This is a genomic window from Flavobacterium sp. CS20 (genome assembly GCF_018080005.1).
GTDB lineage: Bacteria > Bacteroidota > Bacteroidia > Flavobacteriales > Flavobacteriaceae > Psychroflexus.
The window spans coordinates 600,778-626,042 of sequence record NZ_CP073015.1 but is presented as its reverse complement, the minus strand read 5'-3'; the positions used below and the strand labels follow the sequence as shown (position 1 = coordinate 626,042).

At 32.9% G+C, this 25,265-nt stretch carries 17 protein-coding genes; 8 read left to right on the top strand and 9 right to left on the bottom strand.

Going from position 1 to position 25,265, the window contains the following annotated elements; all coding sequences use genetic code 11:
• Positions 1-49 precede the first annotated feature (49 nt).
• Entirely contained in the window at positions 50-2,272 is a 2,223-nt protein-coding gene (locus tag IGB25_RS03050) for an NADP-dependent isocitrate dehydrogenase (RefSeq protein WP_211066118.1), read from the top strand.
• Positions 2,273-2,422: 150 nt separating this feature from the next.
• On the opposite strand, the gene IGB25_RS03045 is transcribed toward IGB25_RS03050, so the two are convergent.
• Genes IGB25_RS03045 through IGB25_RS03025 form a run of 5 tightly spaced genes read right to left on the bottom strand, consistent with a single transcriptional unit; the run spans position 2,423 to position 6,149 of the window.
• Positions 2,423-2,740, bottom strand: a complete 318-nt coding sequence (locus IGB25_RS03045) for a type II toxin-antitoxin system PemK/MazF family toxin (RefSeq protein WP_211066117.1) — start codon at positions 2,738-2,740, stop codon at positions 2,423-2,425.
• Entirely contained in the window at positions 2,740-2,958 is a 219-nt protein-coding gene (locus IGB25_RS03040; RefSeq protein WP_211066116.1) for a hypothetical protein, read from the bottom strand. The genes IGB25_RS03045 and IGB25_RS03040 overlap by 1 nt, the downstream gene beginning before the upstream one ends.
• A 51-nt stretch (positions 2,959-3,009) precedes the next feature.
• Positions 3,010-4,308: a glutamate-1-semialdehyde 2,1-aminomutase gene (gene hemL, locus IGB25_RS03035; protein WP_211066115.1), complete on the bottom strand. Its 1,299-nt coding sequence runs from the start codon at positions 4,306-4,308 to the stop codon at positions 3,010-3,012.
• Between the two features lie 40 nt (positions 4,309-4,348).
• Complete coding sequence (locus IGB25_RS03030; protein ID WP_211066114.1) at positions 4,349-5,167, bottom strand: glucosaminidase domain-containing protein; 819 nt, start codon at positions 5,165-5,167, stop codon at positions 4,349-4,351.
• A gap of 52 nt (positions 5,168-5,219) precedes the next feature.
• Positions 5,220-6,149: a 1-aminocyclopropane-1-carboxylate deaminase/D-cysteine desulfhydrase gene (locus tag IGB25_RS03025; RefSeq protein ID WP_211066113.1), complete on the bottom strand. Its 930-nt coding sequence runs from the start codon at positions 6,147-6,149 to the stop codon at positions 5,220-5,222.
• Positions 6,150-6,227: 78 nt separating this feature from the next.
• Here IGB25_RS03025 and IGB25_RS03020 point away from each other — a divergent pair, with 78 nt between their 5' ends.
• The 5 genes from IGB25_RS03020 to IGB25_RS15390 all read left to right on the top strand — a co-directional run bounded on the left by IGB25_RS03020 (position 6,228) and on the right by IGB25_RS15390 (position 10,838).
• Positions 6,228-6,380, top strand: a complete 153-nt coding sequence (locus tag IGB25_RS03020; RefSeq protein ID WP_211066112.1) for a DUF5522 domain-containing protein — start codon at positions 6,228-6,230, stop codon at positions 6,378-6,380.
• Between the two features lie 2 nt (positions 6,381-6,382).
• The gene (locus tag IGB25_RS03015; RefSeq protein ID WP_211066111.1) at positions 6,383-8,422 is read left to right on the top strand and encodes a urocanate hydratase; all 2,040 of its coding nucleotides are present in this window, start codon (positions 6,383-6,385) and stop codon (positions 8,420-8,422) included.
• On the top strand, positions 8,419-8,952 hold the full coding sequence (locus IGB25_RS03010) for a DUF4136 domain-containing protein (RefSeq protein ID WP_211066110.1): 534 nt from the start codon (positions 8,419-8,421) through the stop codon (positions 8,950-8,952). Before IGB25_RS03015 ends, IGB25_RS03010 begins: the two co-directional genes overlap by 4 nt.
• A 164-nt stretch (positions 8,953-9,116) precedes the next feature.
• Entirely contained in the window at positions 9,117-10,619 is a 1,503-nt protein-coding gene (locus IGB25_RS03005; RefSeq protein WP_211066109.1) for a BCCT family transporter, read from the top strand.
• 24 nt (positions 10,620-10,643) lie between these two features.
• Positions 10,644-10,838 (top strand): transposase, encoded by a 195-nt coding sequence (locus IGB25_RS15390; protein WP_371815971.1) that lies wholly within the window; start codon positions 10,644-10,646, stop codon positions 10,836-10,838.
• 193 nt (positions 10,839-11,031) lie between these two features.
• Here the strand turns inward: IGB25_RS15390 and IGB25_RS02995 are convergent, their stop codons facing one another.
• Both IGB25_RS02995 and IGB25_RS02990 read right to left on the bottom strand, forming a co-directional pair.
• Positions 11,032-13,704, bottom strand: coding sequence for a zinc-dependent metalloprotease (locus IGB25_RS02995; RefSeq protein WP_211066107.1), 2,673 nt, complete (start codon positions 13,702-13,704; stop codon positions 11,032-11,034).
• A gap of 112 nt (positions 13,705-13,816) precedes the next feature.
• Positions 13,817-16,540, bottom strand: coding sequence for a reprolysin-like metallopeptidase (locus tag IGB25_RS02990; RefSeq protein ID WP_211066106.1), 2,724 nt, complete (start codon positions 16,538-16,540; stop codon positions 13,817-13,819).
• 107 nt (positions 16,541-16,647) lie between these two features.
• Here IGB25_RS02990 and IGB25_RS02985 point away from each other — a divergent pair, with 107 nt between their 5' ends.
• Both IGB25_RS02985 and secDF read left to right on the top strand, forming a co-directional pair.
• A complete protein-coding gene (locus IGB25_RS02985) occupies positions 16,648-17,490 on the top strand; it encodes a DUF2911 domain-containing protein (RefSeq protein ID WP_211066105.1) in 843 nt (280 codons plus the stop codon).
• Positions 17,491-17,613: 123 nt separating this feature from the next.
• Positions 17,614-20,658 carry a protein translocase subunit SecDF gene (secDF, locus tag IGB25_RS02980; protein WP_211066104.1) on the top strand — a complete coding sequence of 1,015 codons (3,045 nt, stop codon included), beginning with the start codon at positions 17,614-17,616 and terminating at the stop codon, positions 20,656-20,658.
• A 53-nt stretch (positions 20,659-20,711) separates the two neighbouring features.
• Here secDF and IGB25_RS02975 read toward each other — a convergent pair whose 3' ends face one another.
• Positions 20,712-23,609, bottom strand: a complete 2,898-nt coding sequence (locus tag IGB25_RS02975; protein ID WP_211066103.1) for an FAD-binding and (Fe-S)-binding domain-containing protein — start codon at positions 23,607-23,609, stop codon at positions 20,712-20,714.
• Entirely contained in the window at positions 23,606-25,264 is a 1,659-nt protein-coding gene (gene gldG, locus IGB25_RS02970) for a gliding motility-associated ABC transporter substrate-binding protein GldG (protein ID WP_211066102.1), read from the bottom strand. Before gldG ends, IGB25_RS02975 begins: the two co-directional genes overlap by 4 nt.
• Position 25,265 lies beyond the last annotated feature (1 nt).

The following is a 25,265-nucleotide window of genomic DNA, read 5'->3' as shown; positions in this document are numbered from 1 at the left end:
AACATCATGTTTTTTTTCTTATTTTAGCAAGACTTATAAAATCAAAAATATGCCAAAACACGAAGCAAAAATTATATATACAAAAACAGACGAAGCTCCTGCACTTGCCACTTACAGTTTACTACCAATCATCAGAAAGTTTACAAACGCTGCTAATATTAAAGTGCAATCAAAAGATATTTCGTTAGCATCTCGCATTATATCTACTTTTAATGATAAGCTTGATTCAGATTTACAAGAAGAAGATACGCTTTCATTACTTGGTAAATTAGTTAAAAAACCTGAAGCAAATATTATCAAACTTCCAAATATATCAGCATCAGAACCACAATTGATTGTCGCTATTAAAGAATTACAAGATAAAGGCTACAATATCCCTAACTACCCAAGAACACCAAAAAACGAGGAAGAAAAGCAAATTAAAGCCCGATACGCCAAAGTTCTTGGTAGTGCTGTCAACCCTGTTTTAAGAGAAGGGAACTCAGACCGTCGTGTAGCAAAAGCTGTGAAAGAATTTGCTAAAGCACATCCCCATAAACTAGGCGAATGGAATAAAGATTCAAAATCACATGTAGCTCATATGAATGATGGCGATTTTTACAGCTCTGAAAAATCTGTCATCTTATCCGCAGCTGATGATGTAAAAATCCAACTCAAAACAAAAAATGGCATCCGAGTTTTAAAAGAAAGCACAGTATTAAAAAAACACGAAATTATTGATGCTTCTGTTTTATCTAAAAAAGCTTTGGTCAAATTTTTAGAACAACAAGTTAAAGATGCTAAATCTCAAGGGGTTTTATTTTCAATACATTTAAAAGCCACGATGATGAAAGTTTCAGACCCTATTATTTTTGGTCATGCGGTTAAAGTGTTTTATAAAGAAATTCTAAATAACTATCAAGACGAATTAAAACAAATCGGCTTTAATCCTAAAAATGGTATTGGAGATTTATATGATAAGTTGGATAAACTCAGTGCCGAAAAAGCTGAAAAAATCAAAGCTGAAATCGATGCTTTATACAAAGATAAACCTGATTTGGCTATGGTAAACTCTGATAAAGGCATCACCAATCTTCATGTGCCAAGTAATGTAATTATTGATGCATCAATGCCAGCGACTTTCAAAACTTCTGGTAAAATGTGGAATAAAAATAACGAGCTTCAAGACATGAAAGCTGTTATACCAGACCGAAGCTATGCAGGAATTTATCAAACTGTTATAGATTATTGTAAAACCAACGGAGCTTTTGACCCTGCAACAATGGGTAATGTCTCTAATGTTGGGCTAATGGCACAAAAAGCCGAGGAATATGGCTCTCATGATAAGACCTTTGAAATTCCAGAATCAGGTCTTGTAGAAGTTGTCAATCAAACAAGTGAAGTTTTAATCGCTCACGAAGTTGAAAAGGGAGACATTTGGAGAATGTGCCAAACCAAAGATTTACCCGTACAAGATTGGGTAAAACTTGCAGTTACAAGAGCAAAACAAACAGGTTTACCTACAATATTTTGGTTAGATGAAAACCGTGCACATGATGCCAACCTACGCCAACAAGTCAAAAAATACTTAAAACATCACGACATTTCTGGATTAGACATACAAATCATGAATCCAGATGAGGCGATGAATTACACCTTAGATCGCGTAAAATCTGGAAAAGACACCATTTCAGTAACTGGTAATGTTTTAAGAGATTATCTGACAGACTTATTCCCTATTCTTGAACTCAACACGAGTGCAAAGATGCTCTCTATTGTTCCGCTTTTGGCAGGTGGTGGCTTATATGAAACAGGTGCTGGAGGTTCTGCACCAAAACACGTTCAACAATTTTTAGAAGAAGGACACTTGCGTTGGGATTCTCTTGGTGAATTTTTAGCACTCGCCGTTTCACTTGAAGATATCGCTGAAAAAACCGATAATGCCAAAGCTAAAATCATTGCTGAAGCTCTGCATGATGCCAATTCTCAATATTTAAAACAAAACAAAGCACCTTCGCGTAAAGTTAATGAACCCGATAACCGTTCTACGCACTTTTATATTGCTAAATTTTGGGCAAATGCTTTAGCTCAACAAAATAAAGATGAAGATTTAAAACTTCAATTTGAAACAATTTACAGACGATTAAATGAAGCTGAAGCTGAAATACTTCAAGATTTTATTGATGCACAAGGCAAACCCGTTGACATCAAAGGCTACTATAAACCTGATGAAAGACTGGTCACTAAACATATGCGTACAAGCGAAACTTTAAATAATATTATTGATAATTAGTTTAGCTTAATTTATTAATACAAGTGTTTTAAAATTGATGCTGATTAACTACAACTTCTAATGCTGAAATTGTATTATCCAAATCTTTATAAGATAATGCATCATTGAGGAAGTAACTTTCAATAACATTTGATGGTTAGAAATATTACTCTATAATTTTAAAAGATTTAAAAGATTTTCATCAAGTGATTTCAAATATTTTTCTTCAAGATTGCCTAATATCCCAATTATCAAACTTTTGTCTATAGTAGCTATTTTATTTAATCTGATCAATGATGGCTTTTTTAATCCGTTTATTTTTGATGGATATACAATAACATCAAAACTTGACTCCCATTTTAATTGAGTAGTAATAAAGCAAATTGTAACATCGTCCTCCGAATCAATTAAGACGGTTGCTGGTCTTTTTTTACTGCCTGACAAATTGCTAAAAGGAAATGGAATAAGAACTATATCTCCTTTTTTCATTAAAATTTTTCTTTTAAATCACTTTCATCATATAGGTCTTCTTCATCATTTAAAAAATTATTTGATTTTGATGTAAGTTCTTGGATGTTTTCTAGAATGATTTTATCGTCAATTTTACGCAATAGAAAATCTACAAAATCATTTATTTCCTGTAGCTTAACATCAGGCAATTTATTGATTTTTTTTACTGCATCTTCTATTAATAGCTGTCTATTCATCTAAATCGATTTATTCAAAAATAATCAAATTAAAATTAAATTAAAAAAATTTTAAAAATTTGATTTATTATTATTCAAAACTTTACCTAATGCCTCAATAGTTTTATCCAAATCTTTATAAGTTAATGCATCATTGAGGAAGTAACTTTCAAAAGCACTTGGTGGCAAATACACGCCTTGTTCTAACATACCGTGAAAATAATCTTTAAATTTTTGATTATTGCCTTTGGCGGCACTATCAAAATCGCTTACTGGCTGATCAGTAAAATGAACCGAAATCATAGAACCATATCGATTGATTTGATGCTCAACGCTGTGTTGATTTAAAACTTTTTCTATACCATTATGTAGATATTCGGTTTTTTTATTTAGGCTATTGTAAATTTCAGGATGATTATTTAAGTGTTTTAAAGTTTCATAGCCAGCCGTCATCGCTAGTGGATTACCACTTAAAGTTCCAGCTTGATAAACTGGACCTTCAGGTGCAAGATGAGACATGATATGTTGCGATCCAGCAAAAGCACCAACAGGTAACCCACCGCCGATGACTTTTCCAAAACAAACCAAATCAGCTTTGATACCTAAAGTTTCTTGTGCACCACCTTTAGCCAGCCTAAAACCTGTCATGACTTCGTCAAAAATCAAAAGAATATCGTGTTCATCACAGAGTTGTCTTAAGCCTTTTATAAATGATTCTTCTGGAATAATACAACCCATATTTCCTGCAACAGGTTCAATGATAATAGCGGCAATTTCACCTTCATTAGCTTTAATAATTTGTTTGACTTCATCTAAATTATTGTAGGCGACTAATAAAGTATCTTTTACTGTTCCTTCTGTAACGCCTGGACTGTTGGGCATTCCAAAAGTTACCGCTCCACTACCCGCTTGAATTAAAAATGCGTCGCTATGGCCGTGATAACAGCCCGCAAATTTTATAATTTTATCTTTACCAGTATATCCTCGAGCCAATCTCACTGCACTCATGCAGGCTTCGGTTCCTGAATTGACAAAACGAATTTTATCAATATGAGGCACCATTTCAATAGCCAGTTTGGCAATTTTAGTTTCTAATTCTGTTGGTATGCCGTATGATGTTCCTTTTTTAGTGGCTTCGATTAGAGCCTCAACCACCGGTTCAAAAGCGTGGTCAAGAATCATCGGACCCCAAGAAGCAATGTAGTCTATCAGCTGTCTATCATCTTCGTCATACAAATAAGCACCTTTGGCACGTTTAACAAAAATAGGGTCTCCACCAACAGCATTAAATGCTCTAACGGGTGAGTTGACACCACCAACGATATATTGTTTAGCTTCATTAAAAAGTGCACTACTGCGTTTATAAATCATAAATGCTTATTTTTCAGTTTAATATAATAAATTTAAGGTTTTATTTCAATTTTAAGTGCTGACCAATATAAATTTCACTGCCGTTAAGATTATTGAGTTTTTTTAACCTTTCAATGCTAATGTCATATTGAATTGAAATATTGTATAATGTATCTCCTTTTTGGACAACATGAATCTCTTTTTTTGGAACTTTATCGGTTTTTGTTTTTGAAAATTTACTTTTTTTGCCTTTCACAACTTCTTCATCATATTTATAAAGCTCGTAGCGTTCAATTAAACCGATGAGTTTTTTAGGATATTTTGGATCGGTTGCATATCCTGCTTTTTTTAAACCTTTAGCCCAATCTTTGTAGTCTGTTACTTTATAATCAAACAAAAAAGCATATCGACTTCTATTAAATAAAAATAATGAATGATCTCTAAACGAATATTCTGCATGTGTGTATTTTCTAAAGCATTCTTGAGATTCGTCATCATCGTGATAAACTTTTGCACCTCTCCAGCCATTACATTTTATTCCAAAATGGTTGTTAGATCTTCTTGTTAATTGACCTTGACCATTGGCAGATTCTAAAATACCTTGAGCCAAAGTTATGCTTGCTGGTATTCCAAAAAGCCTCATTTCTTGTTTAGCGATATCGGCGTATTGATAAATGTAAGATTCTGTTTGCGAAAGGTTTTTGGGAGGTTTTTTTACATGACCCACAGAATTATATACTTTAGATTGCTCTGTAACACCTTCGGTTTTTGATATGGATTGAGGTGGTCTTTTGGTCTGCACGCTTTTTTTCTTTGAACCACACGATGATAAAATAAGAGCGGTTAATAGAAAGTAAATTAAATATTTTAGATGTTTCAAGGTGAAATATTTTATTGGCGTAAATATACTTATTCAAGTTTTGATAAGCAATTTAAAACTCGATACAAAGTTTATTTTTTAAAATTTGTCGCTGATTGAATCCTTCTACACCTTGTAAACCACCTGTGTGGATAGCTAATATTTTAGTGTTTTCAGGAAAATGATTTTGTTCTATCATTTTGCACAGTCGATAAAACATTTTACCAGTATATATCGGGTCTGATTCAATAGATGTGTGTCGATAAAAACTATTGATAAACCCTATTAATTCCTTATTAGTTTTGGCATAACCTCCAAAAATATCTTCTTGAAATATTTGCCAATTATTCTTTGTAGTCCATTGATTTATTTCTCGGTGATTATGATTTTTTAAAACAGAAAACCCATACACTTTTTGATGTTTGTAGCTAGAGTTAATAATTCCTGCAAGCGTTCCACCAGTACCAACACAGCAAGCAATTATATCATATTTTTTGTCAGAATCAGATAAAATTTCTTCACAGCCTTTGACGGTCAAAGCATTTGATCCACCTTCAGGAATGCGATAAAAGGAGCCAAATTTTTGTCTTAGTTTTTCTATTTCATCAGTTTCATCTTTTGTTTTATAGATTTTTCGACTGATAAAATGGAGTTGCATTCCTTGCTGTTGAGCATATGATAAAGTTGGATTGTGATTTGGATTTTCTTCTAATCTATGTTTAATTTCATCGCCTCTGATAACACCAATACTTTTTAATCCGCAAATTTTAGTCGCTGATGCCGTTGCTGCAATGTGGTTAGAAAATGCACCACCATAAGTTAATATAGTATGATGTTTTTCTAAAAAAGCTTGTTTGATGTTATATTTTAGTTTTCTGAATTTATTACCAGAAACTAAGGGATGAATTTGATCTTCGCGTTTAATATCAACAGAAATATGTCGGGTTTTGTCACAAAATACATTTTGTATTTCACTGTGATATGAAACGTCAAAAAAAGACATGTTAGATTTTTTAAAAAGTCTCACAAAATTAAGATTAATTAAAATACCTAAACTTTCTAATTATGTATTTTTGTAGTTATGAAGAAAATAATTCCATTAGAAGAAGGCGATTATTACATCACAGAACAAGGCTACCGTTGTTTTACGGAGCAATATCACTTAAAACGTGGCTATTGCTGTAAAAGTGGATGTCGGCATTGCCCTTATGGATATAATAAAAACATTGAATAGTTATGATTGAAGTTAAACTCGATTTTAAGTCTCAAATCAAACAAGGAATTCCAAATGAATTACCTGTTTTTAAACCCTATGATGACAGTGTCAATCATGCTCCAAAGCGTAAAGACATTTTGAATATAGAAGAGAAAAAACTGGCACTTCAAAATGCTTTACGGTATTTTGAACCGCAACACCACGAGGTTCTATCTAAAGAGTTTTTAGATGAATTAAACACTTATGGTCGTATATATATGTATCGCTTTAGACCAGATTATGAAATGTATGCCAGACCAATAGACGAGTATCCAGGTCATTCTGAACAAGCTAAAGCCATCATGTTGATGATTCAAAACAATCTTGATCCGAAAGTAGCACAACATCCACATGAATTAATTACTTATGGTGGGAATGGTGCTGTTTTTCAAAATTGGGCACAGTATTTATTAACGATGCAATATCTTTCAGAAATAACTGATGAGCAGACTTTGGTGATGTATTCTGGTCATCCTATGGGATTATTCCCATCACATCCTGAAGCACCAAGAGTTGTTGTTACAAACGGCATGATGATACCTAACTATTCTAAACCCGATGATTGGGAAAAATACAACGCCCTTGGTGTAACGCAATTCGGACAGATGACGGCTGGTAGCTATATGTATATCGGTCCACAAGGCATTGTTCATGGCACGACGATTACCGTTTTAAATGCGTTTAGAAAAATCAATAAATCACCACGAGGCGGTTTATTTGTTACTGCTGGACTTGGCGGTATGAGTGGTGCTCAACCAAAAGCAGGAAACATTGCAGGTTGTGTGACTGTATGTGCAGAAGTTAATCCAAAAGCCATAAAAGTGAGGCACGAGCAAGGTTGGGTAGATGAAGTTCACGAAGATTTAGATGAACTTTGCAACCGGGTAAGACAAGCAAAAACAAATAAAGAAGTTGTTTCTCTAGCTTACAAAGGAAATATTGTTGATGTATGGAAAATATTTGACCAAGAAAATATCAAAATTGACATTGGAAGCGATCAAACATCTTTACATAATCCTTGGGCTGGCGGTTACTATCCTGTGGGTTATTCTTATGAAGAATCTAATAAATTAATGGCAAAAAATCCTGAAAAATTCAAAAAAGCAGTTCAAGACAGTTTAAGAAAACAAGTTGATGCCATCAATGCTCATACCGCTAAAGGAACGTATTTTTTTGATTATGGTAATGCATTTTTATTAGAAGCTTCTAGAGCTAATGCTAAGATTTATAAAAATGAGACTGGAAAAATGATTGATAAATCTGAATGCAAAAATCCAGATAAATTTGCTTATCCTAGCTATGTTCAAGACATTATGGGACCAATGTGTTTTGATTATGGTTTTGGACCATTTAGATGGGTTTGTGCCAGTGGAAAGGATGAAGATTTAGACAAAACTGACCAACTAGCTTGTGAAGTCCTTCAACAACAATCTGAAAATGCACCAATTGAAATCAAACAGCAAATGCAAGATAATATCACTTGGATACAAGGTGCCAAAGCCAATAAACTCGTAGTAGGTTCTAAAGCAAGAATTTTATATGCTGATGCCGAAGGTCGAATGAAAATTGCTAAAGCTTTTAACGATGCTATAAAAACAGGAGAAATCGGTCCTGTGATATTAGGAAGAGATCATCACGATGTTTCGGGTACCGATTCGCCGTATAGAGAAACTTCAAATATTTATGATGGAAGCCAGTTTACAGCAGATATGTCAATACAAAACGTCATTGGCGATAGCTTTAGAGGAGCAACTTGGGTAAGCATCCACAACGGTGGTGGCGTAGGTTGGGGCGAAGTAATCAACGGTGGATTTGGCATGGTACTTGATGGTAGTAAACTAGCAGAACGTCGGTTAAAAAGTATGTTGCATTGGGATGTCAATAATGGCATTTCACGACGGGCTTGGGCAAGAAATGATGGAGCTATTTTTGCCATTAAGCGTGCAATGGAAGATGAACCTTTACTCAAGGTAACATTAGCTCAACAAGTCAAAGAAGATGAAATAAATAAATTGTTATGAAAAATTTTTTAATTTTATGTTTAACTGGTTTATTGTTTAGTTCTTGTGCAACTATTAATGTTGCAACAGACTACGATAAAGAAGTCAATTTTGATCAATACAATACTTATGCATTCTTTAAACCAGGTATAGACAAAGCTCAAATATCAGATTTAGATAAAAAGCGTATATTAAGGGCTATTGACTTTGAGCTTTCTCAAAAAGGTATGACCAAATCTGAAAATCCAGATATATTAGTAAGTTTTTTTACTCAAACAAAAGAGAAAATCAATGTGTATCAAGACAATTTTGGCTATGGTTGGGGTTGGAGTCCTTATTATTGGGGCGGTGCTGGACGAGTCAGTTCTTACGCAAATGCCGAAGGTACACTTTTTATTGATTTAATTGATGCTGAACGCAATGAGTTGGTTTGGCAAGGACTTGGCACAGGTGCTTTATCTCAAGATATGGAACGCAAAGAAGAAAAAATCAAAGAAATTGTAAAAGAAATTCTAAAAAAATATCCTCCGCAACTCGAAGACAAAAAGTAATTTTTTAGTTACAATTTTGTTTTGTTCACAAAAGACCTTCAGTTCAACCAATAGTTTTCTGAAGGTCTTTTGTTTATCTTCTTGAATAAAAATCAACATATCTAACCTTAGTTTATCCCGAAGCAAGAGAAGTTTGTAACTTCGTGATTTTAAAGCGGTAGATTATGCTCAAAATAAAAAAGCTCTTTAAGTCAACTTCGGGTTTAATTTATACCAGCTTTTTTCTCATTATTTTAATTATCTTTTGTTTTGTTTTTCCTCATGAAACATTTGAAGTTATTAAAAACTTGTCTCTTTCTGTTAGAGATATTTTTGGTCAGTTTTATTTAATCATCGGATTTTTATTTGTCTTACTGATGCTTTTCATAGGCATCACTCCTTTTGGTAAAATACGCTTAGGCAATTCTAAACCTGATTATAGCTTTTGGTCTTGGGTGGCTATGCTCTACTCTGCTGGTATGGGAGCAGGTGTTTTATTTAGAGCAGTTCAAGAGCTCGTATTCATGTATCAAAACAATCCTATACAAGGAGAAATCCCATCAAAAATTGTGGCACTTGAATATACTTTTTTCCAATGGGGATTTACGGCTTGGGCTTTTTATACTGTTTTTGCACTCATCATAGGTCATGTTTTATTTAATAAAAAAGATAGTGTTCAACTTAGTAATTTGTTTTCTAAATCAATGCCAAATACTTTTAAAACGAGTATTAATGGTCTAACAATATTGGCTACCATAACGGGTATTGTATCTGCCGTAGCTTTAGGCGTAAAACAAATTGAAGATAGTGCAAATTTGATGTTTGATTTACCTTACTCTTTTGATATAAGTATATTGCTTGTTTTGATTGTTTATGTTTTATCAACCTTTTCTTCAATTCTCGGACTTGACAGAGGGATTAAGATTGTTTCAAACTTAAATATAGGTCTGACTACACTTTTGCTCATTTTCATATTTGTTCAAAGCGATATGTTAGTCATTATAAAAACGTTTAGCTCTGCCTTATGGCAGTACATAAAAAATTTTGTGTCATTGAGTTTAGCTTTGGGGAATTACAACCCAGGTAAAACATTTTTAACCGATTGGACTTATTATTATTGGGCGTTTTGGTTAGCTTGGGCTCCCTTTACAGGAGTCTTTATTGCTAGAATTTCAAAAGGACGAAATTATAGACAAATTATTTGGGGTTGTGTTTTAGTGCCTTCTATCGCTAGTTTTTTTTGGTTTTCTGTCTTCGGCTCAACTGCTATTGATATGGTGAATAATCAGGTGGTTAAAACTGGCGATTTTAATTCTGCTTTTACAGCAATATCCATTTTTTTAAATCAGTTTAGTGGTGCTTTTCTTACTCAAATCGTTGTTTTAATATTATTGTTTGGCTTTTTGATTACTTCGCTTGATTCAGGTATTTTTGTGCTGAGTATGTTTTCTGACCATGGCAAGCAAAATCCTTTTAACCTACATAAACTTATTTGGGCAATATTATGTTTTTTGCTAAGCATTGGGTTGTTATATCTCGGCTTTGTAATGCCTAATCAAGATGTATTATCTACGGTTAGCAAAGTTCTTATTATAGTATCGTTGCCTTTTGCTATACTTAGTATTTTTATGATTACCAGATTTTTAAAAGAGCTATTTAATCGTAAAAACAATAAAAAAACATCATAAAAAAAGACCTATGTTTTGTTTCTCGTGGGAATACGACAAAAAAAGTGGTTTAAAGAAATAAATATCGAGATGACAGTAATTCCAAAAAGGGAAAAACCAGAGTTAACCGATTATCAAAAAAGAAAACAGATAGAAGAATATAATGAGAGAAACCAAATAGAAGGGAAATTTGGGCAAGTCAAACAAGCTTATGGACTCAAGAAGAAATTGAAATCATAGAAAATGGATAAATCATTCACAATCGAATATTTGTAAACCATAGCCCACGGTTTAAACCGTGGGCTATGAAAAATGCACACTCCTAAGCGTTTCAACGGTTTTAAATAGTTGGATTGGAACCATTCTATTTATAACAAATCTTGTAAAACCTGCCGAAATCTATAACTTTAAATTCTGACTTTCTGAGGAAATCTTAATTAACTATTAGTTTCTTGACCGTTTGAGAAATATTTTGATTAACCTTTACAAGATAGATACCTCTATTTAATTCATTGATATCAAGCCTTTGGGATTGTGAAAAATTATCAAGTATTTTATGCTTAACAAGACGACCATTCAAATCGTAGATTTTCACATCTGCATTTTCAGAAGTTTGATTAAACTGAAGAATAACAAAACCGTTGGCGGGGTTTGGATAAAGCGTAAAAATATCTTTATTAAAATCTTCTGAATCTAAAAATTCAGCAGAACAAACCTCAATAGACCAAGAGTTTATATTTCCCAAATTACCAACAAAAAAGTCAGTCACTCTCAAAGTCCAATTTCCCAAAGTACTGGTGTTTTTAAAATCAGAAAGAGAACCTACAGGCTCAAAATTTCCAGTAATAATACTTTCACAACCACTAGTAGGAAGTGGGTTACCACCACTTACGAACCTCAAATCAAGTCCATTAGCACTACATAAATCATGACTCCATAATTGAACAATGTCTCCATCAGGAGATTCCAACTCCACATCAATATCGCTTAAACTGTCATGGTTTAATGTAAGATTCACTGATAGATTATCAACAATATCATCTTGACTGATATTGATAACAGACTCTCCAGGCGTGCCAGGAGAAGGTCCAAATAAGCCTAAACCATCAGGAATCCCTGTTACAGAATTGTTACTTGCTTCTTCACAAATAGCATTAACAGAAATAAATTCTTCATTTAGGGAGAAAAATATATTATTTGAAGCTTTAACCATAATTCTTGATTTATTACCAACCACTCCAAAAGGAACTGTAATATTTTCACTACCGTCATTTGGTGTATTTTGAGCTAATACATGCTCAAAGGTTACACCTTCATTTGTAGAAAGTAAAATATCTACTTGATTAGCATTAATCCCATTAGCATCAGTTCCAGCAACATTCCAAGTAATAGTTTGAGTTGACCCTGGAGACCATGAAATTCCAGATATATCTTGAGAAGTTACTCTAAATGGACCCGCATTTGCTACATTAACAGTTAATAAATCCTGAGTGTTTTGACCACCTAATATATTATTATCTCTAGCCACGACGACAAAATTCATTGAACGAACGACATTAGGGAGTACTTCCCAAGTTGTTTGATTTTGATTATTTAAAATAGTTTCTATTTTAGGAAAATACCTTAATGAAGATGTTGAAGGTCTAAAATTTCTAAATAATGGTCCATTTACTGAACTAGAAGTAGGTGGCTGAATGCTTATTTGATTATCAAATTGTTCCCAGTTATAGGTTAAGTCATCACCATCAATATCTGTAGCCTGAGCATCTAAAACAAAAGGTGTTCTTTTAGGTATTGTATAGTTGGAGTTTGGTGTTATCGTTGGTGGATTATTTGATATTGTGCTAGTTTGAGCACAAGAAGTGTTAGAAATCACACTAAAAATTTGTAACAAACTTCCTGAGTGATAATAATCAAATCGACTATTTTGTACGTTTGGACTACAAATACCTGCGTAAGACATAATAGTTACTCCACTACCAACTTCATAAACCGAATTATCTGAACGATTGCCATTACAGGAATTATTATAAGAGTGAGATGCCCCTAATTGGTGACCTATTTCATGTGCTAATATTAAATCAAAACCATCACCAACTGGACTTGATGAACCAGAAACCCCACCTGCCTTAATTGCGTCATTACACAAAGCACCAACAAATGCAACTCCTCCTGGTGCTGTCGTAAAAACATGTCCAATATCGTAATTGGCATCACCAACAGCTCCTGGCATAAAATTATTATTTTCATTAAGTATTACGTTTGTACTATTAGGGTCTGAATAAGGATCCGTAGTTGGATCTAAAAATATAAAACTATCTGTATTTGATATAAATTGAAGATTTACTGCTATTTCATTTTCAAGAATCCCATTTACTCTATCTAAAGAAACTGTCATGGTCGCAAGAATTGCAGATTTTTTTTGATTTGTGGTTCCAGAAGAGATTCCAGCTTGATTAACGTGAAAAGTTGAGTATTCACCATTAGTCGCTCCAGCTAGGCGATAAATTCTAAAAGTAGAATCATCCACTACATTTACTGCATCAACTGATGAGGATGAATTAGAGATGATAGCATTCTCAATAATAGACTCAAAATCACAATTAAAATCAGGAAAAACAGCATCTTTAGCGTAAAAGACTTTATAAAACAATCCATTTTGGGTCATAGGATTTATGTAAATGGATCCAGTTGAACTAAATATTTTTACAAAAACGCCTTGTGGAGTAATGGTTAACCTTAATCGATCTGAATTTGAACCTCTATGTTTCCCAATATAAGATTTGATGTTTGGATATTTTAATGCTAAACTTGGAGCTAATGTTTGAACTTCGAAAATTTCAAATATTCCAAATTTTTCATCAGAATAAGGAACCTGAATTAAAACATCAGATGAATTTTCATCAAATCTTAATGGTGCGTCTTTTAAAGCCATTGACAAAGCGATTTTATCAAGTTCAAAAACACTAAAACGATTGACTTGAGTGTCGTAATTAATAATATCTTCATCGGGTATGCTATTCAAATCTTTATTTTGCCAAAAGTTATTTTGACCAAATGAAATTGTAGCAAAAAGTATTAAAAAAATATTGGTAAAAATTTTCATAAGTTTAATTTTTTGTAAATATACTAATAGTCATGTAAATTATTATTTTTAATATTAAAAAAGCTACAAAATTGTTTGTAGCTTTATGTTTAACTTTACTCATTAAAAATATTTATTTAATAATCAGTTTGTTAACTGATTTTCCATTTTCGTTTGAGACTTCAATTAAATATACGCCACTTTGATATTGATTTTTTAATTGAATTTGTTGCTCAATTGAACCTGTAGAATAATCTAAATTTTCAATTAGTCTTCCTTGAAAATCATAGATTGAGATTTTAGAATTCTCGGCAATGGGTTGATTAAATCTAATATTAAATATCCCTTGATTAGGGTTTGGTGAAATAGTAAATCCATTGATTGAGTTATCTTCAACAGAAAAGGTTGTAGAACATATTTCAATTTCCCAAGAATTTAAAGTACCAGTATCGCCATTATAAAAATCTGCAAATAATAGTACCCAATTGCCCTGAGTTACAGAACCAAAAATTGTTGCTAAATCAGTATTAGTATCTACAGGTGAAAAAGTTCCTATTAAAGGATTGGTACATGTTGAACCAGGTGCAGGAATTGATGCTCCATTGTCATTAAAAACAATATTAAAACCATTTTCATCACTACAGTTTCTCCCCCACAATATAATAAAATCTCCATTTGGGTTTACCAGTTGAAATACTAAATCATTCATCCAAGTATGTGATACATCTAGAGTAACACTTACATCATCTATGTTTGTGATGTTGTTTGGTATGTTTATAACACTTTGTGCCACCTGCCCTTGTTGATCTGGTCCTACACCATCTGGTATAGCAACCGAAGTTGTGTTAATAAAATTATCACAAGTAGTATTTACAGTAGTATCTATAGCAAAATCTATTGAATTAATAGCATAATAAATATTATCTACAGGCTCAATCATAATTCTGCAAAAAGGGGCTTGCAAAGCTGGAACTGTTATATCTTCTGTGCCATCATTAGCTGTATTTGATGCTAATACGTTGTTAAAATTTTGACCACCGTCTGTAGATAATAAGATATTGACATTACTTGTATTTATACCATTAGCTGTAGTACCCGCAACATTCCATGTTATAGTCCTAGTTTCACTGTGTAACCAATTAATGTCTGCTGTATTTTGAGAGGTGACTTCAAATGGCCCTACATTGGCAAAATTTACAGATGAAATTTCTCTTGAAGATTGACCAACTTGAATATTATTATCTCTAACCGTTACTGCAAAATTCATACTCCTAGCTACAGATGGAACAACTTCCCATGTTGGTGTCAAATTATTATTTAAAACGCTATTAAAATTTGGAAAATAGCGTCTTGAATCAGTTTTTGATGGTAATGACCTAAAATTTGGACCAATAGTATATGTTGGTAATGGTGGTTGTGATGGTGATATTCCATTATTAATTTGTTCCCAATTGTATGTCATAGCATCATTTTCAGCATCTACAGCACTTGCTTCTAAAAAGAAAGCTGTTCCATTAGGAATGGTATAATTAGGCACGGGTGTAATTGTTGGTGCTGTATTTGATAGACCAGTAGATACGCCACAATTGGAGCTAGATCCACCAGAAATATTTAAAAAAATTTCGTCAATACTGATTTGATGAAAATAAGCATCGCTGTTATTTTGAACATTTGGTGCACATATACCAGCATATAGTATAATTGTACTTCCACTACCAGGTTCAACAGCTGTAGGATTGTATCGAGATCCACCGCAAGAATTATTAAAGGTATGATTTGCACCAAACTGATGTCCCATTTCATGAGCAACAAAGTCTATATCAAAAGGGTCACCTACTGGATTAGGCGAACCAGTAACGCCTTTTGCTTTGTTACTAGTAACACAAACTACACCTGGAGCAAAACCACCTCCACCAGTGCTAAAAACATGACCAATATCATAATTTCCCGACCCAATTGTAGCGTCTATTTCTGTCTGATTTTCATTTACCATAAGAGAACCATTATTATTAGTATATGGATCTGTTGATGGGTTTAAAAAAATTAACTGGTCATTATTAGGAATAAGTTGCAATGTAACACCTAAATCTCTTTCGTAAATTTGATTTACTCTATCAACACTGACAACCATAGCGACTAAAACTGCTGTTATTTGCTGTGACTGAGGAGCAGTTCCCAAACCAGCTTGGTTAACATGAAATTGAGCATATTCTCCAGAGCAAGCTAATGCCAATTGATAAGTTCTTAAAGTGCTGTCATCAACTACAAGAGTTTGATTTTGAGCTTCTGAAGGGTTTTCATCAGTCAACCCAACACTTTCAGTTAGCTCACAAATTGGATAGGTCAAATCTTGTGCTTGAGACTTTAAAAAAGAGATATAATAATTGGCATCTTTATCATAAGGGTTGATAAAAAACTGACCAACGTTTGGTTTCATAACCATAGCGTAAAAACCTTGAGGTGTAATAGTTATTCTTATAATACTTCCATCTCTTTGGTCTGAACGTTTACCCACAAATGAGTTGATTTTTGGATAACTTATGGCTAATTGTGGAGACAAAGTTTGTACTTTAAACATCTCATAAGACTCCAAATCACCTTTTAGGTTAGGGATTTGTATCACAATATCACTTGCAGAAGTATCATTTCGGTTGGGTGCAAGATTAAGTTGAGAACTCAAAGAAGTTCTATCTAATTGAAAAAATGAAGGCTGTTTTACAGTTATATCATAATTTATAATTTCGTCTTGACTTAAATTAATTTCTTTCTGACTTATCGGAGTCCAAAAACTTCTCTGAGCATTTATTTGATTGAATGCAAACAAGCATAAGACAGTCACTAATAATTTTCTATGCATAATTTTTTTAAATTTATAATGTTAAGTATAGATTAATATTTAACGCAAATTAAAGATTTTTTTAAATAAAATCATAATATTGGAGGTTAAATAACAAAAACAAACCTATGAAACGAATCTTATCGCTTTTAATCTTATTGTTCATCGGTGCTTTAAATGCCCAAGTCCAAACACCTCAACCTAGTCCTTCAGCAACCTTAAAACAAGTTGTTGGGCTGACTCAATTTGAAGTTAAATATTCAAGACCATCAATGAATAAACGAGATATTTTTGGCGGTTTAGTTCCTTATGATAAATTGTGGAGAACTGGAGCTAATACTAACACAACAATTAGCTTTGACCAAGATATTTATTTTAATGGTGAGAAAGTTAAAACTGGAACTTATTCATTATACACTAAACCAGGAGAAAAAGAATGGATTGTTTATCTATATTCTACAACAGACAACTGGGGAACACCTCAAGAATGGGATGAATCAAAAATCGTAACAGAGACTATAGTTGAATCAAAACAACTTCCGACTCAAACAGAAGCTTTTACAATAGAGTTTAATAATTTCACTAAATCCTCAGCTCATTTAATTTTAAAATGGGAAAACACAGCTGTAAACATACCTATTGAAGTCCCAACCGATGAAATGGTTATGAAAAGTATTGAAAAATCGATGAAAAATCCTAAATCAGCTGACTATTTCAATGTCGCTGTTTACTTTTTAGAGACCGACAGAGACATCAATCAAGCTAGGCAATGGATAGATAAAGCTATGGAACTTCGAGAAGATAAACCTTATTGGATGTTGAGACAGCAATCGCTCATTTATGCTAAATCAGGTTTCAAAAATAAAGCTATTAGCCTAGCAACACAATCACTTGAAGCCGCAAAAAAAGCTGGAAATAGAGATTATGTTGAGATGAATAAAACTTCTCTAAAAAAATGGGGTGCATATTAAATATTTAAATTTTAAACCTCTAATTAAAAGAATCACTTTTAAATATTTGCTTCAAAATTATTGTGATTTATTTATGAAAGCCTATATTTGTGCGATTTTTTAGACACACCTAATTTTATTAAAATGCACAATAAAGGACTTATAAGATTATTTGCCATTTTGTTTGGCTTAGTATGTATTTACCAACTATCATATACATATATAGCTAGTCAAATAGAAAATAATGCTGAAAAATTTGCTCAAGCTGAAATCTCAGAAGACCAAAAAAACTACGCCGACCTTAGAGAAGAAAAAGCTAATGCATATTTAGATTCTGTCAAAAATGAACCTTATTTCATGGGCATCACTTACGAAGATGCTAAAAACAAAGAGCTTAATAAAGGACTCGACTTAAAAGGAGGAATCAATGTTATACTTCAAATTTCAGTTAGAGACATTCTGAAAAATATGGCTAATGGCTCTGATGATCCTGACTTTAATAAAGCACTTGCTGAAGCAACAAAAAAACAAAAAAACAGTCAAGACTCATACATCGACTTGTTTTTTGAAGCATTTGATAAAATTGAAGGGGCAAAATTAGCTTCACCTAATATTTTTGCCAACAAAGATTTATCAGACGAGATAAAATTTAATATGACTAATGAAGAGGTTAAACCTATCATTAGACGAAAAATTGACGAAAGTATTGTTTCAGCTTTTGAGGTTATACGCGAACGAATTGATAAATTTGGAGTAACACAACCAAACATTCAACGACTAGGCGATTCTGGTCGAATTCTCGTTGAACTGCCTGGTGCTAAAGATATCAGTAGAATCCAAAAACTTTTACAAAGTACTGCTCAACTTGAGTTTTGGGAAGTTTATCAAATTGGCGATCTTGTTAACTTTTTTGTAGAAGCCGATAAATTAGCCGCAAGAAGTATTGCAGCTCAAGATTCTATCAACAAACCTGACACTGAAAAATCTGAAGTCCAAACAGATTCTTTAAGCAACGATCAAGAGCTTGATGCACTATTAGATAGTAGTGAAGATGTTGAAAATGAAGAAAATCAACTCAACAAAACCAACCCGCTGTTTTCTAAACTTCAACTTTCTCAAAACCAAAAATCTGCAGTTCTCAGCCTTGCTAAAATTAGCGATACAGCAATTATTTCTTCTTACTTGAATAACGAAAAAGCAAGAAATTTATTAAAAAATGAAAAACGATTTTTAAAATTCAAATGGGGCAAACCTGCTAAAGGAAGCGAAGTTGTTGAACTCTATGCTATCAAAGGCAATAGAAAAAACAAACCTCAACTTAGTGGCTCTGTTATTGTTGACGCTAAACAAGAATACACCCAAACAAGTGAGGTAGTAGTCAGTATGAAAATGAATGGTCGTGGTTCTCAAATATGGGAAGAAATGACCAAAAAAGCTTACGAAAACCAAACACAAATTGCCATCGTTTTAGACAATATTGTGTATTCTGCACCAGGCGTTTCTAATGGACCAATTACAGGAGGAAATAGTCAAATCAGTGGAGACTTTACGATTACAGAAGCTAAGGATTTGGCTAATGTTTTAAGAGCTGGAAAACTACCTGCATCTGCTGATATTATTCAAAGTGAAATTGTTAGCCCATCTTTAGGTCAAGAAGCCATTGACAGTGGTATCAACTCATTCTTAATTGCACTTGTTTTAATCCTTCTATGGATGATGTTTTATTATGGCAAAGCTGGTATCTATGCCGATATTGCTCTGGTAGTCAATATCATTTTTATCTTCGGTGTTTTAGCGGGACTCAAAGCGGTTTTAACTCTTCCTGGTATTGCTGGTATTGTCTTAACCATTGGTATGTCTGTTGATGCAAACGTTCTGATATTTGAACGTATCAAGGAAGAATTAGTCGCTGGAAAAGCCCAATACGAAGCCATTAAAGACGGTTTTAAAAATGCACTTTCTTCAATTTTAGATGCCAATATCACAACAGGCTTAACTGGTCTTATCCTTTTATTGTTTGGAACTGGACCAATTAAAGGTTTTGCTACCACTTTACTTATCGGTATTTTAACCTCGCTATTTACCGCTATTTTTATTACCCGATTGTTTTTAGATAATTATGGTAAAAATAATAAGGCTCTTGCATTCTCAACCATGACAACTAAAAATTTCCTAAAAGATGTTTTTGTCAATTTCTTATCTAAACGAAAAGTCGCTTATATCATTTCTGGTGCTTTAATTCTTGTCAGTATATTTTTATTATCGACAAAAGGTTTAAATCAGGGCGTTGACTTTGTAGGTGGTCGAACTTATACCATTAGATTTGATCAAGCTGTGAATGCCAACGAATTAGAATCTGCTTTAATTGAAGAATTAGGAAGTGCAGATATCAAAACTTTTGGATCAGATAATCAAGTCAAAGTTACCACAAATTACAAAGTCGATCAAGAAGGCATTGAAGTTGACCAAGAGATTGTCAGTAAAATGTATAGTGCTTTTCAATCATATTTACCTGATGGTTTATCATTAGATGCATTTTCATTAGCTGAAGGAAGCGATTCTGAATATGGAATTATGTCGTCAATGAAAGTTGGTCCGACCATAGCTGATGATATCAAAGAAGCTTCGTTTTATGCTATTATTGGTTCGCTTATTGTTGTGTTCTTATATATCCTAATTCGATTTAGACGTTGGCAATTTAGCGTTGGTGCTGTCGTTGCTGTAATTCATGATACTTTAATTGTTCTCGGTATATTCTCAGCTCTTTATGGTCTTATGCCATTTAGTTTAGAAATTGATCAAGCTTTTATTGTCGCTATTCTAACCGTAATAGGATATTCGCTTAATGATACCGTGGTTGTATTTGATAGAATTAGAGAATACTACAACATTCATCCTAAATGGAGTCTATCAAAAATTATCAATATTGGTGCAAGCTCAACTTTAAGCCGTACTTTAAATACATCTTTCACCACACTTGTAGTATTGCTTGCCATTTTCATTTTTGGAGGAGATAGCATCCGCGGGTTTATGTTTGCCTTAATTGTTGGAGTTGTCGTTGGTACATATTCCTCTGTATTTATTGCAACCCCGATAATGTTTGACACAAGTAGCAGAACTAAAATTGATTTATCTGATAAAAATGCTAAAAAGGAAGAAGAGGAAGAGAACGAAGAAAATAAAGCTTAAAATTTTTTAAATCATATCAAAAATCCTAAGCTCAAAACTTAGGATTTTTTTTTTCACTTCAACATCTGTCTTAAAAAACTCACAGGATGCATAGCTCGTTTTGGGCTTCCATCTTTTATTTGATGACGGCAACTGGTACCATTTGCCAGAATATAAGTTTGGGGTTTAGAGTTTCTTACCGCTGGTAAAAGAATGAGTTCTCCAATTTTCATACTGATATTGTAATGTTCTTTTTCAAACCCAAAACCACCTGCCATACCACAACAGCCAGAAGGAATGATGCTTACTTTAGCATTCTTAACAATATTAATTGCATCAAAAGTGATTTTTGAATTTGAAAGTGCTTTTTGATGGCAATGGATATGAAGTTTGACTTCGCAAGATTCTTCTGAAAATTGATTTGATGAAATATGACCTCGTTGTATTTCTTGACTCAAAAATTCTTCAACCAAGAATACATTTTTAGATAATTTTTCTGCAACTTTTATGTCATCAACCAATCTCAAATAATCATCTCTAAATCCTAAAATAGCTGAAGGTTCAATGCCGAGTAAGGGAGTTTGTTCATTTATAATATCTTTATATAAATCGATATTGTATTCTGCCAAAACTTTAGCTTGCTTTAAAAATCCTTTTGAAATCAAAGCCCTTCCGCTGGGTTTATTCTTTAAATATTTAACCTCGTAACCAAGTTGAGTTAAAAGTTCTACTGCATCTCTACCTGTTTCACTTTCTAATCGATTTGTAAATTCGTCAACAAATAAATAGATGGTTTGTATTTTAGGTGTCTTAGATTTTGATTCTACTTTATTCTTTTTTAAATAATTGAAAAAAAGTTGCTGAGAAAGTTGTGGCAAACTTCTGTTTTGATGAAACCCTAAAGGTTTTTTAAGGGTTTTTGACCAAAACTTATGTTGCACAAAATAATTATAAACACCAGCTCCAGGTTGCAACAGTTTATTGATTGAATCATTAAAGCCAATCAATTTATCTCTAATAGGTCTTTTATGGGTTTTGTAATACTGGTAAGTCCATTCTGCTTTAAAACTTGCAAGATCAACATTACTTGGGCATTCGCGTTTGCAAGCTTTACAAGAAATACATAAATCAAAAACCTCTTTAATAGCTTGATCTGATAAGGTTTTGGGATCAGTAAGATACTGTCTTAAAGCATTGGCTCTGGCTCTTGTGGTGTCTTTTTCGTTTTTTGTAGCGTGATAACTTGGACACATTCCTCCAGACGACAATTCTGTTTTTCTACAATCGCCACTGCCATTGCAATTTTCAGTGGCATGTAACAGACTTTTTTCTGCACTAAAATTCAAAAAACTCTTGTGCAAAACACCTTTGGATTGGTAACGTAATTTTTTGTCAATGCTAAAGTTGTGAGAGGTTTTGATAATTTTATCAGCATTAAAAATCTGATGAGGGTCAAAGCTAAATTTCAATTGAGTTAAAAATTTATAGCACTCTTCACCAAGCATCAATTTTATAAAATCTGAACGAACAATGCCATCGCCGTGTTCGCCGCTTAAAGAACCTTTGTAAGATTTTACAAGTATAGCAACATCGTGAGTTATGGATTTAAAATCTTCAACATCTTTTTTATCTTTTAAATTCAAAATTGGTCTGAGATGTAGCTCTCCAGCACCTGCGTGAGCATAATAAACAGGTTTTTGATTGTATTTTTTCATCAAACCTGAAAACTCTTTGATGTAAGGCTGTAAATCTTTAAGTGCTACCGCTGTATCTTCTATGCAGGCAACTGTTTTTTTGTCACCTATCATACTGCCTAATAAACCTAAACCTGCTTTTCGTAACTTAAACGCCTTTTTAATTTCTTCATCTTTAAGCACTGGAAAAGCATAACTTGATGTGTTTTGTTTTAAATCATCTAAGAGATTTGATGTTTGTTTTTCTAAGTTTTGCTTATCATTAGATCTGATTTCTAAAAATAAAATGGCTTTGGGATTAGCTGTGAGGAAAAATCTATAGTGTTTAAATTCTGAGTGATTCTTGGTGCAATCCATGATGGTATCATCCATCATTTCACAAGTAAATAAATCGTCTTGCATTGTTACAGAAACCGCCTTTAGACAATCATCAACAGAATGAAAGTGTGCGACAATCATCGAGCTGTGTTGCGGTGGTAAAGAGTCTAATTGAATTTTAATTTCAGTAATAAAACACAAAGTCCCTTCGCTACCACAAATCAATTTTGAAAGGTTGATATAACCTGTTTGGTTATAATATTTAACTAATTCGTCAATGGCATAACCTGTATTTCTTCTGTGTATTTCAGGTTTTGGAAAGTATTTTAAAATGTGTTTTTGGTAATCTTTATCTTTTAGAAAGTTTAGTATATCTTTATAAATTTTGCCTTCAACATCATTTTGTTTTGACTTTTTTAAACAAATTTTGTAATTGAGAGGTTTGAACTCTACAGTTTTGGCATCAGATAATATACATTTTAAAGAAATGACTTTATCTCGGGTTACGCCATATTTTATAGAAGTTGTTCCAGAAGAGTTATTGCCTACCATCCCTCCTATCATACATCGATTTGATGTTGATGTGTTTAATCCAAAAAACAACTCATGTTTTTTGATATGCATATTAAAGTCATCAAGGATCACTCCAGGTTGCAAAAGGGCTGTTTTTTGGTTGACATTGATATTTATAATTTTATTAAAATATCTACCGATATCAACAACAATATCTGAACTTATACACTGTCCAGCCAGTGAAGTACCTGCAAGACGCGAAACAAGTGATAATTTGTGATCAGTGGCATATTGAATGAGCTGTTTTAAATCTGCTTCATTTTTTGGGCAAGCTACTAATTTTGGTTTTTCCTGATAGACAGAAGCATCTGTAGAATATATGCTTCTATGCAAATTATCATCAAAGAGTTGACCTGAAAAGTTGTTTTTTAAATGTTTAAAATTCATCGCAATTTTGCTTTTCTATACCACAAAATGCCAAGTCCAAAAACAAGGATTAAAATTATACCAATGCCAATATTCAAACCTTGCCAGTACACGCCATTGGCTTGTATTTTTGTGGCATCTAAACTAGGGATATTGATTTTTTTATTTCTTAAAAGAACCAAATCTTTATCACCTAACATATAGTTTAGTGCGTTTATCAAAAACCGTTTATTGCCATAAGTTTCTCCCGTAAAACGATCAAAACCTAAGCTTAAAGGTTTTCCTCTTTGTATTTCATTTTTGGCAATATCGCCATCAGATATTATAATTTGACGAGTAAATATACCTGTATCTTTATGATTTTTATAATCAAATGGAGCAATACGGTTTTTAAAAACTGAAGTAAATTTACCTTCAAGCAAAACGGCTAAGGGGAAATTACCAACGGGATACATTTCAGGTTGGGGTTTAATATTAATTTGATCAAGACTAACTTCTCTCGGTGTTCCTTCGCTTTTTGAGAGTCTAGAGCTTTGAAGTAAAACCGTTTTTTTGATATCGTTTTTTAATGTATCAATACTATTAGCAAATTCAAATTTTACAGCATTTAAATTGCTGACAATAGGGTGTTTAATTTTAGGTTCTACAAGAGGTTCATAAAACCATGGGTAAGGATTTAGTTGTGTATTTTCGGCTTCTCCTGTTGAGAGATATATCGGTGCAGAAAATACATCATTAATGATTTCATAATTTAATCTCACACCATATCTAAAAAATAAATTTAATAAGTTTAAATCTCTAGGTAACGCAATTGCCGAACTGGATTTCTTCAAACTATCTTTTTCAATATTAACGGTTTCTGTCATCCATAACGCACTGCCACCTTGCATGATGTATTGATCTAACACATAGATTTCTTTCTCTGTGAATGGTTTAGTGGGTTTAGCTTCAATAATAGCGTCAAATGAATTTAACTGTTTTAAGACTTTGCCAGGATGATTTTGAACAGAATCAAGAGAAAAAGGTGCTATTAAATAATAATCATTAACTTCAGTTAAAAAATCGGTTAGATATCTATCTTCTAATTCGCCTTTGCTTCTGATAACCGCAATTTTTTTACTTCGCTTTCTACTTAGTTTCAGTATTGCATCCGTAAATGCATATTCTAAGTTTTGTATTGAAGCAGTAATCATATCTTCTACACTGGCATTCAAAGTCTTGTTAAGCAAATGAACAGGCATTTGTTTATGGTTATATTTGACAATTGCCCAAGGAAAAATTATGGTTTTTGTCAATTTTCCTTTTTTCATGACACTCAGGTTTTCTGGCATCATTCCATTTTGATAAAAAGTGTTACCAACTTGCTGTGGATCATCGTTTTCTCCAACTGGATTGACAAGTTTAAATTTGATGAGAGGGTTTTTAATATTAAATTCTTCTAAAATATATTGAGTTTCGCGTTGCAGTCTTTTAAATTCTCCACTCATTTCACCTTTCAGAAACACTGTGATATTCAATGGTTTATCTATTTTATCTATATAATTAAGACTCACATCTGAAAGTGTAAAGCGTTGATCTGAAGTAAAATCGAAACGCTGATAGATATGATAAGAAATCAGGTTGAAAACTATCAACAAAAGGATATAAATGATAAAGCGTTTGAAAAATATATTCATC

Coding starts and splice junctions, on each gene's coding strand:
- IGB25_RS03050 (WP_211066118.1), top strand. CDS start 50: ATGCCAAAACACGAAGCAAAAATTATATATACAAAAACAGACGAAGCT.
- IGB25_RS03045 (WP_211066117.1), bottom strand. CDS start 2,740: ATGAAAAAAGGAGATATAGTTCTTATTCCATTTCCTTTTAGCAATTTG.
- IGB25_RS03040 (WP_211066116.1), bottom strand. CDS start 2,958: ATGAATAGACAGCTATTAATAGAAGATGCAGTAAAAAAAATCAATAAA.
- hemL (WP_211066115.1), bottom strand. CDS start 4,308: ATGATTTATAAACGCAGTAGTGCACTTTTTAATGAAGCTAAACAATAT.
- IGB25_RS03025 (WP_211066113.1), bottom strand. CDS start 6,149: ATGTCTTTTTTTGACGTTTCATATCACAGTGAAATACAAAATGTATTT.
- IGB25_RS03020 (WP_211066112.1), top strand. CDS start 6,228: ATGAAGAAAATAATTCCATTAGAAGAAGGCGATTATTACATCACAGAA.
- IGB25_RS03015 (WP_211066111.1), top strand. CDS start 6,383: ATGATTGAAGTTAAACTCGATTTTAAGTCTCAAATCAAACAAGGAATT.
- IGB25_RS03010 (WP_211066110.1), top strand. CDS start 8,419: ATGAAAAATTTTTTAATTTTATGTTTAACTGGTTTATTGTTTAGTTCT.
- IGB25_RS03005 (WP_211066109.1), top strand. CDS start 9,117: ATGCTCAAAATAAAAAAGCTCTTTAAGTCAACTTCGGGTTTAATTTAT.
- IGB25_RS02995 (WP_211066107.1), bottom strand. CDS start 13,704: ATGAAAATTTTTACCAATATTTTTTTAATACTTTTTGCTACAATTTCA.
- IGB25_RS02990 (WP_211066106.1), bottom strand. CDS start 16,540: ATGCATAGAAAATTATTAGTGACTGTCTTATGCTTGTTTGCATTCAAT.
- IGB25_RS02985 (WP_211066105.1), top strand. CDS start 16,648: ATGAAACGAATCTTATCGCTTTTAATCTTATTGTTCATCGGTGCTTTA.
- secDF (WP_211066104.1), top strand. CDS start 17,614: ATGCACAATAAAGGACTTATAAGATTATTTGCCATTTTGTTTGGCTTA.
- IGB25_RS02975 (WP_211066103.1), bottom strand. CDS start 23,609: ATGAATTTTAAACATTTAAAAAACAACTTTTCAGGTCAACTCTTTGAT.
- gldG (WP_211066102.1), bottom strand. CDS start 25,264: ATGAATATATTTTTCAAACGCTTTATCATTTATATCCTTTTGTTGATA.